This is a genomic window from Christiangramia forsetii KT0803 (genome assembly GCF_000060345.1).
Taxonomy (GTDB): Bacteria; Bacteroidota; Bacteroidia; order Flavobacteriales; family Flavobacteriaceae; genus Christiangramia; species Christiangramia forsetii.
The window spans coordinates 2,155,452-2,170,761 of sequence record NC_008571.1 but is presented as its reverse complement, the minus strand read 5'-3'; the positions used below and the strand labels follow the sequence as shown (position 1 = coordinate 2,170,761).

General features: G+C 34.5%; 12 protein-coding genes and 1 pseudogene. 6 read left to right on the top strand and 7 right to left on the bottom strand.

The features are described 5' to 3' along the window. Window positions 1-29: 29 nt before the first annotated feature. On the top strand, window positions 30-716 hold the full coding sequence (locus GFO_RS09645) for an SIMPL domain-containing protein (RefSeq protein WP_011709921.1): 687 nt from the start codon (window positions 30-32) through the stop codon (window positions 714-716). Between the two features lie 142 nt (window positions 717-858). Here the strand turns inward: GFO_RS09645 and GFO_RS09640 are convergent, their stop codons facing one another. Further along, the gene (locus tag GFO_RS09640; RefSeq protein ID WP_011709920.1) at window positions 859-1,980 is read right to left on the bottom strand and encodes a TlpA disulfide reductase family protein; all 1,122 of its coding nucleotides are present in this window, start codon (window positions 1,978-1,980) and stop codon (window positions 859-861) included. Window positions 1,981-2,116: 136 nt separating this feature from the next. On the opposite strand from GFO_RS09640, the gene GFO_RS09635 reads away from it, so the two are divergent. After that, on the top strand, window positions 2,117-4,483 hold the full coding sequence (locus GFO_RS09635; protein ID WP_011709919.1) for a cell surface protein: 2,367 nt from the start codon (window positions 2,117-2,119) through the stop codon (window positions 4,481-4,483). On the opposite strand, the gene GFO_RS09630 is transcribed toward GFO_RS09635, so the two are convergent. Beyond that, complete coding sequence (locus GFO_RS09630) at window positions 4,475-5,659, bottom strand: Pycsar system effector family protein (protein ID WP_041250077.1); 1,185 nt, start codon at window positions 5,657-5,659, stop codon at window positions 4,475-4,477. The two genes, GFO_RS09635 and GFO_RS09630, sit on opposite strands and share 9 nt — an antisense overlap. A gap of 56 nt (window positions 5,660-5,715) precedes the next feature. Here GFO_RS09630 and GFO_RS09625 point away from each other — a divergent pair, with 56 nt between their 5' ends. Further along, window positions 5,716-9,438, top strand: coding sequence for a metallophosphoesterase (locus tag GFO_RS09625; RefSeq protein ID WP_011709917.1), 3,723 nt, complete (start codon window positions 5,716-5,718; stop codon window positions 9,436-9,438). 609 nt (window positions 9,439-10,047) lie between these two features. Here the strand turns inward: GFO_RS09625 and GFO_RS09620 are convergent. From GFO_RS09620 to GFO_RS09605, 5 genes are all read right to left on the bottom strand, one after another. Continuing rightward, window positions 10,048-10,929: a mechanosensitive ion channel family protein gene (locus tag GFO_RS09620; protein WP_011709916.1), complete on the bottom strand. Its 882-nt coding sequence runs from the start codon at window positions 10,927-10,929 to the stop codon at window positions 10,048-10,050. 12 nt (window positions 10,930-10,941) lie between these two features. Beyond that, the gene (locus GFO_RS09615; RefSeq protein ID WP_011709915.1) at window positions 10,942-11,439 is read right to left on the bottom strand and encodes a Dps family protein; all 498 of its coding nucleotides are present in this window, start codon (window positions 11,437-11,439) and stop codon (window positions 10,942-10,944) included. A 98-nt stretch (window positions 11,440-11,537) separates the two neighbouring features. Beyond that, complete coding sequence (locus tag GFO_RS09610) at window positions 11,538-11,858, bottom strand: hypothetical protein (protein ID WP_011709914.1); 321 nt, start codon at window positions 11,856-11,858, stop codon at window positions 11,538-11,540. Window positions 11,859-11,967: 109 nt separating this feature from the next. Further along, a complete protein-coding gene (locus tag GFO_RS17975; protein WP_011709913.1) occupies window positions 11,968-12,105 on the bottom strand; it encodes a hypothetical protein in 138 nt (45 codons plus the stop codon). Next, entirely contained in the window at window positions 12,102-12,566 is a 465-nt protein-coding gene (locus GFO_RS09605) for a thiol-disulfide oxidoreductase DCC family protein (RefSeq protein WP_011709912.1), read from the bottom strand. Before GFO_RS09605 ends, GFO_RS17975 begins: the two co-directional genes overlap by 4 nt. Window positions 12,567-12,684: 118 nt before the next feature. On the opposite strand from GFO_RS09605, the gene GFO_RS09600 reads away from it, so the two are divergent. From GFO_RS09600 to GFO_RS09595, 3 genes and pseudogenes are all read left to right on the top strand, one after another. Then, window positions 12,685-13,692: a LacI family DNA-binding transcriptional regulator gene (locus GFO_RS09600; protein WP_011709911.1), complete on the top strand. Its 1,008-nt coding sequence runs from the start codon at window positions 12,685-12,687 to the stop codon at window positions 13,690-13,692. A gap of 4 nt (window positions 13,693-13,696) precedes the next feature. Then, window positions 13,697-13,795, top strand: a pseudogene (locus GFO_RS17660) (NAD-dependent epimerase/dehydratase family protein); the annotation flags it as partial. A 490-nt stretch (window positions 13,796-14,285) separates the two neighbouring features. Beyond that, complete coding sequence (locus tag GFO_RS09595) at window positions 14,286-15,284, top strand: SDR family oxidoreductase (RefSeq protein WP_011709909.1); 999 nt, start codon at window positions 14,286-14,288, stop codon at window positions 15,282-15,284. Window positions 15,285-15,310: the final 26 nt, after the last annotated feature.

Genomic DNA, 15,310 nt, shown 5'->3' with positions numbered 1-15,310 from the left:
TATTCAACCGAAACTAAAAACTATCTAAAATGAAAAAGTTATTTTTTGTAATGGCTATAATTGCCTCCACCTCAATTTTCGCCCAGGAAAATCTTGAAAAGGGAATGGTGAGTGTTACAGGAGAAGGTATCGTAAAAGTGGAGCCGGATGAAGTGCTCATAAAATCTAGAATTGAACATGAAGGTCCATCGGCAGCTGCTGTAAAGAAGCAAAATGATGACGTGGTAGATAAGGTGATTAAATATCTCAAATCCCAGGATATTGATGAGAAAGACATTAAAACTGAATATATAAATTTGAATAAGCAATATGACTATAATGACAAAACTTATAGTTACGTTGCGAATCAGGCAATTTCAATCAGATTGCGAGATCTTAAAGACTATGAAAAAGTGATGAAAGGTCTTTTAGAGAACGGTCTTAATAGAATCGATGGTATTCAGTTTAAATCTTCAGAAATGGAGAAATATGAAAAAGAAGCAAGGAAATTAGCGGTTTTGGATGCCCAGAATAGAGCGCGGGAATTAGCAGAACCTTTAGGTCAAAATATAGGTAAAGCAAAGTCAATAAGTGAAATGGATTATAATAGTTTCCAACCTGTTTACAGAATGGATGCAGCAGTAGAAATGAGCGCTTCAAAGGGCAGTCAGCAAACAATCGCACCCGGAGAACTGGAAATCAAAATAAAGGTAAATGTCGGTTTTGAGCTGAACTAATAAAAAAAGGCTGTCTAAAAAGTGTCATTCTGAATGAAATGAAGAATCGGAGAAAATCTTAAATATAGATTTTTCGACTTCGCTCAAAATAACATTACCTTCACTTTTTAGACAGCCTCTTTATTTTACATGAAATTATTCCTTATTGAATAAGTTCTCCAATTTTGTTTGCCAAAGCATCACCTCTTAAGTTCTTAGCAACGATTACCCCATTTTCATCAAGAACAAACATGGCTGGAATAGCAGTTACTTTATACTTCTTGGCTATTGGATCATTCCAGAATTGAAGATTAGAAACATGATTCCATTGCTCAAGCTTATCTTCTTCAATAGCCTTAAGCCATCGTTCTTTTTGGCCTGGTCTATCTAAAGAAACGCTGATAATATTAAGCCCCTGATCTTTATATTTATTGTAAGTCCTAACAAGATTAGGATTTTCTACCCTACATGGTTTACACCAGGCAGCCCAAAAATCTACGATGGTTACTTTTCCCAGGCTCTCACTTAGCGCTAATTCTCCACCATCTGGTGTAGGACCTGAAAATTCAGGAGCTTTACTGCCAATTTCAGCAGCCTTGGATTGCTCCAATGCTTCCTTAAGGTTTTGTGCCATAGGAGTCTCCTTAATACGGTCTGACACTTCAGCGTACATTTCCCTGACTTCTGCCGAAGAAAGTGATCTCATTTTTAGCATATCTGTTAACAGCATTACAGATAAATAAGAATCCTTATTCCTGTTGAATAATTCCTTTTTGAAATTTTCGTCGTTATCACGTAATTCAAGCTGAGTTTTACGCATGCTGCTAAGTTTAGCAGTATCTCTCGAGGTCATTGCCTGTCTCATATCCTGCTGCATACTTCCCATTTTCCGATTTAGTTCGTTTAAATGGTCTAAGTATTCAGAAAGGGCTTTGTTTTCTTTTCCACCTTTGATTCTGGTGTTTCTAAGGCTATCCTTATTAATTTCAAAATTAATTTTTTGATTTTCTGAAATGAAAATGACATTACCATTTACTCCTTCAAATCTCAGAAAGCTGAGTTTAGGGAGATCTTGTTCCCCCATATCAATTTCGAATTTCCCTTCTTGTACTGTTGTAGTATCAAGAGCTTTTGTAGAATTGGTAGATGCATCATATTCTGCTATATAAACCTGTTTGCCATCTTCCAATCCTGAAATGTTTCCACTCAGGAAGTAACCTTTATCCTCTTCGCATCCCACTAACACAAGCGCTAATGCCACAAAAAGTATCGATATTTTTTTCATTATAAGTTAGATTTTAAGCAAAAATAAAGAACTCAACTTTCATAGATGTTCAATATTTATAAATTATTGTTAATTTAAACAAGCTTCCCGTACTGAGGCTTCAATAACTTTTAATTTTACCTTAAATTATCCGGTTATGATGAAGCAGTTAAAAGATTTTCCTTTCGATATACATATAAGTTTTCATAAGGTCATTGAGCAATATGAAAAGGAAGTTAAAGAGATTGAAAGTAGTATTTCCAAAGAGTACATGGAGAATATGCTTAAATATATTTCTGACTATCCTGAATTAACCGAAGGATTTGAAGATCCTAAGCTCTTAAAGAAATTTAAGGAGCCTATCAAAATTCTGCTGGATGATCTATTTCCCAGTATTTTGACCAATAATGAAATAAAGGCAGCTGCTGTTCCCTTTCACAATATTCTTTTCAATTCTTCAAAAAGGTTAACCCAAATTTTGGAGAATGCCGGTGATAATTTTGAAATTTCATTCAGAAATATGAATGAAGAGCTTATTTATATTTTTGCTTGCATTCAGATTCTTAGACAATATTATAATTATGAGGTAGATATTTCCAGGCCAATGTATTATGATATTCCGGATAAAGAGGGGATAAAAAGGCATTATAGAATAGCCATGAATGCCGATTTTGTTGAGATATTCAAGAAAGATGATGCGCCTGAGATCACTCAAAAAGATGTAGATGTTCTCCTTCAAAATGTTGATGATCTAGAATTGTGGAAAGAAAAAATTCCGCCAAACAGCTATATTTTCAAAGGTTTCACCATCGTAAATCTAACCGATGTTACTATAGATGATGCTATTTCAGAATTAAAAACAACGTTACTATTTGAAGAGGTTAATGAAGCAGAAGAACTTCAGAAACTACAGGAGATTTTTAGATCTATTTATAAGATTTCAGATTTGCAGGTAGGCTTCACAGTCTTCAATCGGCGAGATATGGTTTTTGAACGTATGGAAAACGAATCTGCAAAAAGTTTTATCCTTGATGAAAAAATGGTGAATGATTGCGATACCGGGATTTGTGAACAAGGTTTCCAAAAATTGATTGATGATAATTCATATTTCACCATCTCTAATGTGGATAATTATATAAAGGATAACAACAATCTTCTTGCGAAAAATCTAAAGAAGAACAGTGTAAAGAGTTGTTTGTTGGCTCCTATAGCAAAAAACGGGAAATTACTGGGAATACTGGAGCTTGCTTCAGAAAGAAAGAATGAGTTGAATAGTATTAACGCCATCAAGCTAGATGACATTCTTCCTTATATAATAACTACAGTAGAAAGAAATAGAAACGATTTTGAAAATAGAGTGAAAGCGGTTATTCAAAGCGAATGTACCTCTATTCATCCCAGCGTTTTATGGGTATTTGAGAAGGAGGCTAAAAAATTTATAAAAGATCTTGATAAAGACGGATTGGCTTCTTTTAAAGATATTTCTTTTAAAGATGTCTACCCTTTATATGGTCAGATAGATATCGTGGCTTCTTCGGAAGCTAGAAATGATGCAATCAAGAAAGATCTATTAGATCAATTAGAAATTATTCTTGATATTATTAGAAAAGCCTATGATATTGAAGAATTACCAATTTATGACCAGGTAAAGTATAGAATTTCAGATTTTAAGGAAGAACTTCAGAATAAACTTAATGCCAGTAGTGAACAAAAGGTTTTTAACCTTCTTAAGAAAGAAGTGAATCCTTTAATGAGTCATTTAAAAAAGCAATCTAAAGATATTCGAGAGCTCGTTGAGGAATATACGGAAATGTTGAACCCTGAAACCGGTCTGGTTTATAATCATCGTAAGAAGTATGATGAAACGGTGCAGCAAATTAATAGAACCATGTCCAGATATATAGATAAAAAACAGGTTCAGGCACAGGGAATCTACCCACATTATTTTGAAAGATATAAGACAGATGGGGTAGACCACAATATGTATATTGGAGCTTCGATGGCTAATAAAAGACCTTTTAATAAAGTCTATTTATTTAATCTAAGGTTGTGGCAGCTTAGTACAATGTGCGAAATGGAAAACCGTTTCTATCAATTACAGGAAAATACACCAATTAAATTGGAGGCTGCATCTCTTATCCTGGTTTATAACAGCACGATGTCTATTCGATACAGAATGGATGAAAAGAAATTTGATGTTGATGGCACTTATAATGCGCGTTATGAGATCATTAAAAAACGTATAGATAAAGCCTTTGTGAAAGGTACAGAAGAGCGTGTTACCCAGAAGGGAAAAATGACAATTGTGTACTCGCAAAGTAGCGATGAAAGGGAATATCTTCAATATGTACAATATCTTCAGGCTAAAAATTACTTTGGGGAAGACATTGAATTACTGGATCTGGAAGATGTTCAGGGAGTGGTTGGATTAAAGGCAATTAGAGTAAATGTTTTATATTCCCCAGATCGCAACCATCCCGAAAACGTTTTTAATTATGAAGACCTCATGGAGGAATTACAGTGAGTAAAATGCAAAAATAAATGCGATTACAGAAACGATGATCCCTGTCATAAAAACAGTGTACGTAAGACGTAATAGAAAATATTTTCTATGCAATACTTTACCGAGTAAGTGCAGGTCCAGCATAAGCATCTCATAAACATAATCTTTATCTTTCAAAAGCTTGTTCATGCCCCATTTAAATTGTTCAAATGGCATTTTATGATAATTTCCGAAGAATAATAGGTTTACGTTTCTATTCTTAACCTGTTCCTTTGTGAATTCCCCACTAGTAACGTTTGGGCGCGTAGATAAGATTGAGAGAATTATTGACGCAACGCTAAAAAGAACTAAAATAAGGCTGGGAATAAGTAAATGCTTATTTGATTCAGCTTCCAGTTTTGGAATTAGATTTGCGAGAGCTAGTGAGATAATGATAGCGTTTACAGAGAGTAAAATGTTTGCCTTGGTATCTGCTATATCACTTAATTTTATGTGATTTCTTAAGGTGACGCGAAAAAGAGTTTGAATACTTCTTTCAGGATTCTCATTCTTATATTTCGCCTTCATCCTGGCCTTGTGTTCTTCCTTTGTTAATTTTTTCTCCTGTTTATTTTTACTTTCTATCAGCTCTAGAAGATTGTCTTCTTTCTTAGGCTTCCATTCAGCAAGAGCATGGTCTGTATAAAATTGATGTTTTTCAGTAAACACCAGGATGTTTTCTTCCAACCATTCGGCATTCGTGAAATTCTTGATATTATGCATTTCCAGCTCCTGTCTCAGAAATTCGCTGGTTTCTTCAAAATAATCTTTTCCAAAATGAGAAGAATCTGCATCCCTTATTATTTTTTCTTCCAGGCATTTAGGTGTGTTAGAGAATCTGGTAGCTAAGATATATTGCTTAACATTCGCAATAAGGTCTTCAGTGGCATTGTTGTCTTTAAGAAAAGATTCGGCAATTTCAACACTTTTTTCTTCATGCCCTTTATACGTATGAATGTACCCCGTATCATGCAACCAGGCCGCCAGTATTAGAGCCTCTTCCTCTTTAACATTAATTTCAGAATTATCGATTAATTCTTTAGTACTTTTAACCACCCGCTCTGTGTGCTGGTAGTTATGATAAATAAAGGTGTTTGGTAATTTTTCTTTAAATAATTCTTCAACAAATTTATCAGCTTTCTCTATGAGATTGTTCATACATATATTCTTAAATGCATCGACCAAATTACAAAAAAAATTGACCATTATTTTCTATGAAAAAAGTTAAACTTTTAGCCCCGTTTTTCATCTTGTCCCTTGTTTTTTCCTGTGCCACGGTGGAACCTAAATATAGAGATGGCGAGCCAAAGTCTGATTTTGGATATCCTGATAATAAAGAAATTGAAAAATCATTTTATCTACTTGGAGACGGTGGTTATTCTCCTCCTGGGGGGACATCCCTGGGACTGATCGCTTTTAAAACATTTTTAGATTCGGTTAACAAAACTGAAAATTACACCCTATTTCTCGGAGATAATATTTATCCGGATGGAATGCCACCGGAAGGAGCATCAGGTCGTGAAGCTGCAGAATATCGTCTGGACGCCCAACTTGATGCCATAGAAAATTATGAAGGTAAAGTAGTGGTGATCCCCGGAAACCATGACTGGTACAATGAAAAACTAAACGGCTTAGAGAGACAAAGAGATTATCTTAAAAGCAAGTTTGATGATATTTTACTTTGGAGTCCGGAAATTGGTTGCGGATTAGAATCTTTAGAAATTTCAGAAAACATTCAGCTTATTGTAATTGATTCTCAATGGTATCTGGAAGATTGGGATAAAAACCCAAAGATTAATGATAATTGCGCTCAGATAAAGACCAGGGAGGCTATGTTCTTGGAGTTAGAGTCAGAGATCAAAAAGAATCAGAATAAAACAGTTTTAATTGCTTTGCATCACCCGGTTTATACCAATGGTGTGCACGGGGGTCAGTATACAATAGATAGGCACATTTATCCTTCTCAAAAGAAGATCCCTTTACCTATTCTAGGCTCATTGGCTACTTTAATTAGAACTACTGGAGGAGTCTCCATTCAGGATGCTCAGAACAATCGTTATAAATCTCTCGCCAACAGGTTATCTATAATCGCTCAGGGATCAGAAAGGGTGATTTTTGCCTCTGGACATGAACATTCTTTACAGTATATAGAGCATGATAGTGTAAAGCAGATCGTTTCCGGTTCGGGTTCTAAAGCATCTTATGCGACTTTGAGTAATGATGGCGTTTTTGCATATAACGGACAGGGTTTTGCTGTTCTGGATATTTTTAAAGATGGTTCTTCATGGGTGAGTTTTTATGGGAATAAAGAGAATAAGCCAAAGCTACTTTTTCAAAAGGAAATTTTAGAAACCCCGGTTCCATTTGAATTTAAAGAATATCCTGATAGTTTTCCGCAGACAATTACAACGTCTATATATAAGGAAGAAGAGGATACCGATAAAAGCCCGGTACATGAGACAGTCTGGGGGGAAAGATATCGTGAGCTTTACGGGACTGATGTTACTTTAAAAGTGGCTGATTTAGATACGCTTTATGGAGGGCTGAAGGTTGTTCGCGAGGGCGGAGGCCACCAAACGGTTTCTTTAAGAGTAAAAGATAGTTTAGGTAGAGAGTATAATATTAGAAGAGTGCGAAAAGATGCATTATTATTTCTTCAAAATGTAGCCTTTAAAAATCAAGCTGTTGAAAATAAGCTGGAAAATACAGTTGCTGAAAATCTTTTAACCGATTTCTATACGGCTGCTCATCCCTATGGTTTCCTGGCTATTCCAGACCTAAGTAGTGCGGCTGGTGTGTATCATACGAACCCAAAAGTATTTTATCTGCCCAAGCAGGAGGCATTAGGAAAATATAATTCGGTACATGGAGATGATATTTACATGATTGTAGAAAGACCTGAAGAAGGTTGGAAGGGATATGAATATTTTGGAAATCCAGACCATGATATTGTAAGTACTTCAGATATGTTGGAAAGATTAAGAAGGGATGAAAAGTATATTCTTGACGAATCGGCCTATGTTAGAGCGAGGGTTTTTGATATGTTAATTGGTGACTGGGATCGGCACCAGGATCAGTGGCGCTGGGCTGAAATTGAAGATGCTGAAGGAAGACATTATTTTGAACCAATACCCAGAGATCGTGACCAGGTATTTTCAAATTTCGATGGTGCTTTTTTCGGAACTTTAAGAGCACTTACAGGATTTGCCAATCAATTTGCGGTCTATGGAGATGATATTAAAGATGTTGAGTGGTTTAATATTGCCGCCATGGGCCTCGATAGATCTCTTCTTCAGAATACAGGAAAAGAAACGTGGATGAAACAGGCTCAATATATTCAGGATAATATCTCAGATGAAGTCATCGCTGAAGCCTTTTCAAAGCTTCCGAAGGAAACAATGGGCGAGACTACTCAGGAGCTTATAGAGAATGTAAAAGGGCGTCGTAATAATATTGTAGATATTGCTGAACGATATTATGACCAATTATCCACGTTAGCCATTGTTACAGGTACAGATAAAGACGACTTCATTGATGTGATTCGTATGGAAGATGGAAATACACGGGTTACAATAACTAGAAATAAAGAAGGGGAGCGGGCAGAAAACCTGAGTGATAAGATTTATAAATTTGATGAAACAAAAGAGATTTGGGTTTATGGATTGGATGACGATGATAAAATCTTTGTAAAAGGTACGGGACCTTCCAAAATTTTTGTTCGGGTAATTGGCGGACAGAATAATGATAGTTATACGGTAGAAAATGGAGGTAACCTAAAGCTTTATGATCATAAATCATTACCTAATACCGTAAATGAGCTAAATAACGCAAAGCTTAGATTTACAGATAATTATGAGATCAATACCTATGATAAGGATAAAAAGACCTTTTCATCAGGTTCTATTCTTCCAGATCTAAGTTATAATCCTGACGAGGGATTTTCATTTGGTCTTGAATACGTTAAATCTGTAAATAAATTTAAAAGAAATCCTTTTACTTCACAGTATACTTTCTTTGGAGAATATCACTCAGCCACCAATGGTTTTGAATTGGCTTATGAGGCTGAATTTGCTAGTATTGTTGGAAATTATAATTTATTACTGGGGGTAAACTATACGAGTCCTAAATATTCAGAGAACTTTTTTGGTTTTGGAAACGAAACCAGGAATTTTGAAGATGAGTTGGATTTAGATTATAATAGGGTTGGTTTAAATGAATATGCAGCCAAAGCAGCTTTAGTGAATAAAACACCTTTTGGTAGTTTCTTCGGATTTACGGCAAGTTTTGAAGCGATAGAGGTACAGGATGATGAAGGAAGATATGTAACCGAAGATTTTGTAAGTGCAGCTCCAGATTTATTCGGAAGAAAATACTTTGCTGGATTAGACGCGATGTACAGGTATGAGAGTTATGATGATCTTCTAAATCCAACCAGGGGGATGCTTTTTGAATTGAATCTTGGAGCAAAAATGAATACAGCTGAACCTGACCGACAGTATGGATACTTTAAGCCGTACATGGGATTCTACAATGCACTAACGCGTAATAGAAAACTGGTAATAAAAACAAGAGCTGAAGCCCATATAAATATTGGCCAGGAATATGAATTTTACCAATCTGCTCAATTAGGGGCAGAAAGTGGTTTGAGAGGTTATAGACTGGAGAGGTATTCAGGTAAAAGTTCATTTGGTACAGGTGCCGATTTACGATATTCCTTTAACACCGTAAAAACAAGCTTTCTTCCCTTTCAATTGGGAGTTTATGGAGGTTATGATCTAGGTAGAGTATGGACGGAAGAAGGAAACAGTAAGGTTTGGCATGATAGCTATGGTGGAGGCCTTTGGATTAATAGTGCAGATGCTATTCAGGGGAAATTTAGCATATTTGCCGGAAGCGAGGGAGCACGATTCCAATTTACGCTAGGTTTAAAGTTTTAAGAAGTGAGAAAACGAGGAATGCTCATGTTTACTGATCTGATGAGTTTTTTATCCGAAGTGTAGCATAAGAATATACCAAAAAGGGACTATTTGAAAAGCAAAAGAAAGTTCATTCTGAATTTATTTCAGAATCTTTTTATAGCCTTGGTAATCAATTTAATTTAGAAGTTGATAAAAGTAAATAAGTTGAGCTTAACCTAAAACTGACTTTTCTTAGGGGCTCACTTTTATTCTATAAGGGTAAACCCTCTAAAGCTTTACTGGGGGTCTTAAATTTTCAAAGTTTGATAACGTACTCTAATTGTATATCAGTCTTTATTTTATAGTTGTTTCGTCACCCTAAATTTATTTCAGGGTATCAAAGTAGCTTATTGAATCTTAGTTTATGAAATTCTGAAACTAGTTTAGAATGACACTATTAATAATACTTTGCAGATAAAAAAATCTTAAAACGCTTCGCGGGTCTTGAGTGGAAGAATTTCACATAAATTTTATATGTTCTGCCGTTATAAAAACAAAACCTAAGAAGTGAATTTTACTAGATAATAAGTGCAATAAAAAAGCCTGTTCCAATAGAACAGGCTTTCTTGTTTTTAAATAGGATCTTAATTAATCCCCATTCTTATTAAGTGAAAGTTTATTAGTGAAATCAATTGTTCTAATTGGGAATGGAATATTAATACCTTTCGCATCGTAAGCTTTCTTAATAGCTATAATTGCCGTGTTTTGAGCAACTAAAATATCTCTATTCTTACTTACATCTGTCCAGAACCTCAAAACATAATTGATAGAGCTATCACCAAACTCCTGAAACATTAATTCCACTTCTTCATTTCCTCTTTGTGGAAAAATATCTTCAATAGTTTTAATGGTAAGATCTCGAACCATTTCAAGATCTGAAGAATAGCCAACTCCACAGTTTACAAATACTCGGGAGCGTGATGTTCTAGTGAAATTCTTAAAAGGCTCATCAATGATTTTACCGTTAGGAATCACTACATAATTATTGTCTGATTGCTTTATAACAATATTTCTAAGATTAATCTCCATCACAGAACCTGCAAAACCGTTAGTTTCTACCCAATCCCCAATTTGAAGCTCAGGTAAAAAGCTTAAGATCAAACCAGAGAACGTATTGTTTAAAGTTCCCTGAAGGGCAAGTCCAATAGCTAAACCAACAACACCAGCCGCTCCTAAAACAGAAGTTAATACGGTATCAAGATTCAATAAGCCTAAGGCGATAAAAAATCCAATCAGTATTATTATAGCTTTAATAACCTTGACCGCCATTTGACGGATGGAATCCTGCTTAATACTTTTATGGAAAATTCTATCAAATATCTTCCCGGCATATTTGGCAATAAATATAAATATGACGAAAACCAGAATGGCTAATAGGAAGTTTGGAAGACCTAAAATTATAGTGTCCATCCAACCTTCTAACTTATCCCATATACCTTTAATTGAATCTTGAATGTTGAAATCCTGCATAAATAATAGTAGTTATTTTTTAACGGGTTTATGTTGTTCACTTGTTTTCATCTTCCATGCATCCAGCATCCAACTGGTTTTTTCCAGTTCACGAATGTAAGCTCCTATAAGGTCTATAGTACCTTCATCACCTCCGGTATCTGCAACTTCTACCACTTTCCGCATTTGTTTTAAAAGAAGACCGTGATCATTCAGTAATAATTCAATCATTTTACTATCAGAAATATCTGATGGAGACTCCTTTAAGTTAGAGTCTTTCAGATAATCACTCATATTACTGGTTGGTTGGTAGCGTAATGTAAGAATTCTTTCAGCAATTTCATCAACTTTCAATTTTGCATCATCGTAAAGTTCTTCAAATTTCTCATGAAGATCGAAGAAATTCTTTCCGATAACATTCCAGTGGAAATTTCTAAGTTTTTGATAATATATATGATAATCGGCTAAAAGTACGTTGAGTTCTTCAACAGTTGTTTTTGTTTTATCTGAATCTAAACCTAAATAATTCATAGTTTTTATTTATTGTTTTTTTAATTTCTATTCAAAAATACGATGACATGATGATTTGCCCAATCATCATGAACGTTTTAATAGAAGTTTAACTTTGGCTAATCAAGTTCGCGATGATCCTTTAGGTCTAACTTTTTCATCATTTTTTTTGAAATCTGCCCACTCGAAATACCATATCCATCTACGAGGAGTCCTTTATGATTATCTGAAGTTGTAATGGCATAAAGTATAGCATTATCATCAGGATTACTCATACCTTCAAAACGTAAAACTTTATCCACTTCAAATTCTTCAGTTCCAAAAGTTTGTTCTTTAGATTTAATTTGAATTTCTTCATCAAGTAAATTAAAGTCTTCTTCGTATCCTTCTTCAAGTTTAAGCTTATTTATTGCTTGCGATAATGTCCCGTAATCTTTCATTTTAAATTGAATTTTATTTAAAATCAAATTACACTGAAAGCAGCATTTAAGCAAACACTACAATGGATTTAGGATAAGTTTAACTCCGTATTTACAGTGGAAAAACTGCCTATTTCTCATTTCGATTAGAGGTGAATATGCCTAATGGAAATACCAGTAATAAAAAGAAATACCAACCTGTAATATATCCAATAATGGTGATAACAGCCGCAAATATGTAAAACCAGTATGATTTTGGTAACTTCATATTATAATGATTATTACAACCAAAAAGATTAAGTACAATAACCAGTAAGGTTTTAAATTTAAGGGGTCTTTTCCGAATAAAAGTTTAGTTAGCTTAAAGTAGAATGATCTATTCTTCGCAATATGGTTGTATCCATGATTACTCAAAGATCTAAATATAGAATTTGAGTTGTATAATTGGTGCCATACCTTATTGCCTGAGTGCCATAAACTACGATAAGCCGAATCTGGCCCGCCGTAAATTTTTCCATCGGTTTCAATAAGTCTGCTGGCTTTCTTGAATTCTTTTATTGGAATATCAGGAAAATGACTGGCGTAATCTTGAAAGGTTTTAAAAACAATTTTTCCTTTTGTTTTCTCCTGCCACCTGGTTTTCCAGAATTTACAAAAACCACAATCACCATCCCAAATTAATATATTTTTAGGTGGCGGATTTTCAGTAATTTCAATCTTTTCGAACAAATCTAAATTCTTTTACTAGTAAAGGACTGAAAAATAAGTGTTGAAGTCAAATCGAAAATCTTTATTTGTGCCAATTCAGGATTTTTTTTAACCTTTATACTCAATTTCCCTATAGCTTATGAAAAGTAAAATAACTTTAAAAGAACTGGCAAAACTACTAAATGTAAGTATTTCTACAGTTTCTAAAGCTTTACATGACAGTTCCGAAATAAGTCCGAAAACTGCTAAACGGGTTAAAGAACTTGCAAGTTTACACAATTACAGGCCTAATCCTGTTGCAGTAAATCTAAAAAAGAGCAGGACGGGTACAATTGGGGTAGTGATCCCTAATATTTCTAATAGTTTTTTTGCGAGAGTGCTTTCTGGGATGGAAGCAGAGGCACAAAAGCATGATCAGCAAATAATCACTTATATTTCTAATGAGTCTTTTGAGCGGGAAAAGCAAATCTGTGATATGCTAACCTCCGGTATGGTTGATGGCGTTTTAATTGCGGTTTCTGAAGAGACGCAGAAAAAGCAGCAGTATGATCATTTATTCGCGCTTTTGGACTATGACATTCCAGTCGTAATTTATGATAGGATAAATTTAGGGCTACCTGCTGATAAGATTGGTGTTGATGATGAAAAGAGCTTTTTTGATGCAACTAAATTTTTCAGGGCAAAAGGTCTTGAAAAAATAGGTCTGGCCTCTGCAATTCATCATGTGGGAATAGGTCAGCTTAGAATAAAAGGTTATAAAAAAGCTTTAAAGGATGAAGGTGCTGCGATGATGGCCACCAGTACAAAACCTGATGATTTAAAGAAAAAAATAAGGGATCTTATTACTGAAAAGAAAATAGAAGCTTTGCTTTGTACAGATTTTGAAAGTGCAATCATGGCGACCAGAATAGCCTACGAAGAGAAAATAAATATTCCTGAAGACTTAAAGCTTATAGGGTATATAAGTAGAGAAATAGCTGAGTTTTTGACTCCCTCACTAAGTTATATTGAACAGCATCCACAAGAATTAGGTTCCAATGCTATTGAAATCTTAAATAATCGTCTGGATGGCAAATATGAATCAGGGAAATTTGAAGAAAAAATAATAGCAACCACTCTGATACATTTGGAGTCTACAAAGTTCTAAAATAATGGAAAAAGAAAATGCAATATTAATAACCGGAGGGGCTGGTTTTATTGGTTCTCATTTGGTTAGGCATTTTGTTAAAAAATATCCTGATTCTAAAATTTAAAATTTGTACAGTCTTGCATACATTCGTAGTCTTGAAATAGGATAGAACTTTAGAGTTTTTAGATCATTGTTTATAAATGCGAGTATTACTATTATGTATAGAAAAATATTTTATCGAGTACGTTTATTTTGAACAAAAAATCTATCTTATTGATGAAGCACAATATATCGCATTATAAAATTTTCACCAATTAGAGAAGAACCATTTAGAATTGGAAATAATTATTTCTAATATTCATTTCTCTTTAAACAATTGGCAAATGTCGAGGTTTGAGAATGCCCGTTCGAATGAAATAGGCTTCGGTTCTGGCCTATTTTCTGAAAATAGTTATATAATTTTTTTTCCCAGTTAACGCAATGGAAATACTCACGTTAGTGTTTTAGTATATAAAACATTGTTATTTTGGCAATTCTTTAGGGTGGACATTAAGCTTACTTCATTGAGAAATTTTATATTTGCCCACTGAAAACTGTTAAAACTTAACGTATTGATTACTGAATCTCAGAAAGAAAAAATTTCAGCTTCAAAAATTTTAGTTACTGGCGGAGCCGGCTTTATTGGGTCTAACCTTTGTGAAACCTTAATTGGTTTGGGAGCGAAAGTTCGATGTCTCGATAATTTTGCCACTGGCCATAGAAAAAACCTCGATCCTATTATCGAAAATTCATCTTTTGAATTGATAGAAGGAGATATAAGAGATATAGATACCTGTAAAATGGCATGTGAAGGGATTGACTACGTCTTGCATGAGGCTGCTTTGGGATCTGTTCCTAGATCTCTGAAAGATCCTAAAACAAGTAATGACGTAAATGTATCAGGTTTTTTAAATATGCTTATTGCTGTTAAGGAATCGGAAGTAAAAAGGTTTGTGTATGCTGCCAGTTCTTCTACTTATGGCGATTCAGAAAAATTACCGAAAATTGAAGATGAAATAGGAAAACCATTATCGCCTTACGCCATAACTAAATATGTGAATGAGCTTTATGCAGATATATTTCATAAATCATATGGAGTTGATTCCATAGGATTACGGTATTTTAATGTGTTTGGAAGAAAGCAGGACCCTAATGGAGCTTACGCCGCGGTAATTCCTAAATTCGTAATGCAATTTATGAAACATGAGAGTCCGGTAATTAATGGCGATGGAACTTATTCCCGCGATTTTACCTATATAGACAATGTGATCCAAATGAACCTTCTTGCGATAGTTACGGGTAATCCAGAAGCTGTCAACGAGGTTTATAATACGGCAGTAGGGGATAGGACAGATTTAGTTGAGCTTACACAAATTCTTAAAAAGCATCTTTCAGAGTTTGATCCTGAAATAAAAAATATAGAAGTAAAACATGGTCCTAATCGGGCGGGGGATATACCACATTCACTTGCTTCCGTAGATAAAGCTAAAAATTTACTTGATTATAAGCCAACTCACGCCATTGATGAAGGATTAAATGAGGCTGTTAAATGGTATTGGGAAAATTTGTAGTTTCTATTCTATAATTATTTTAGATT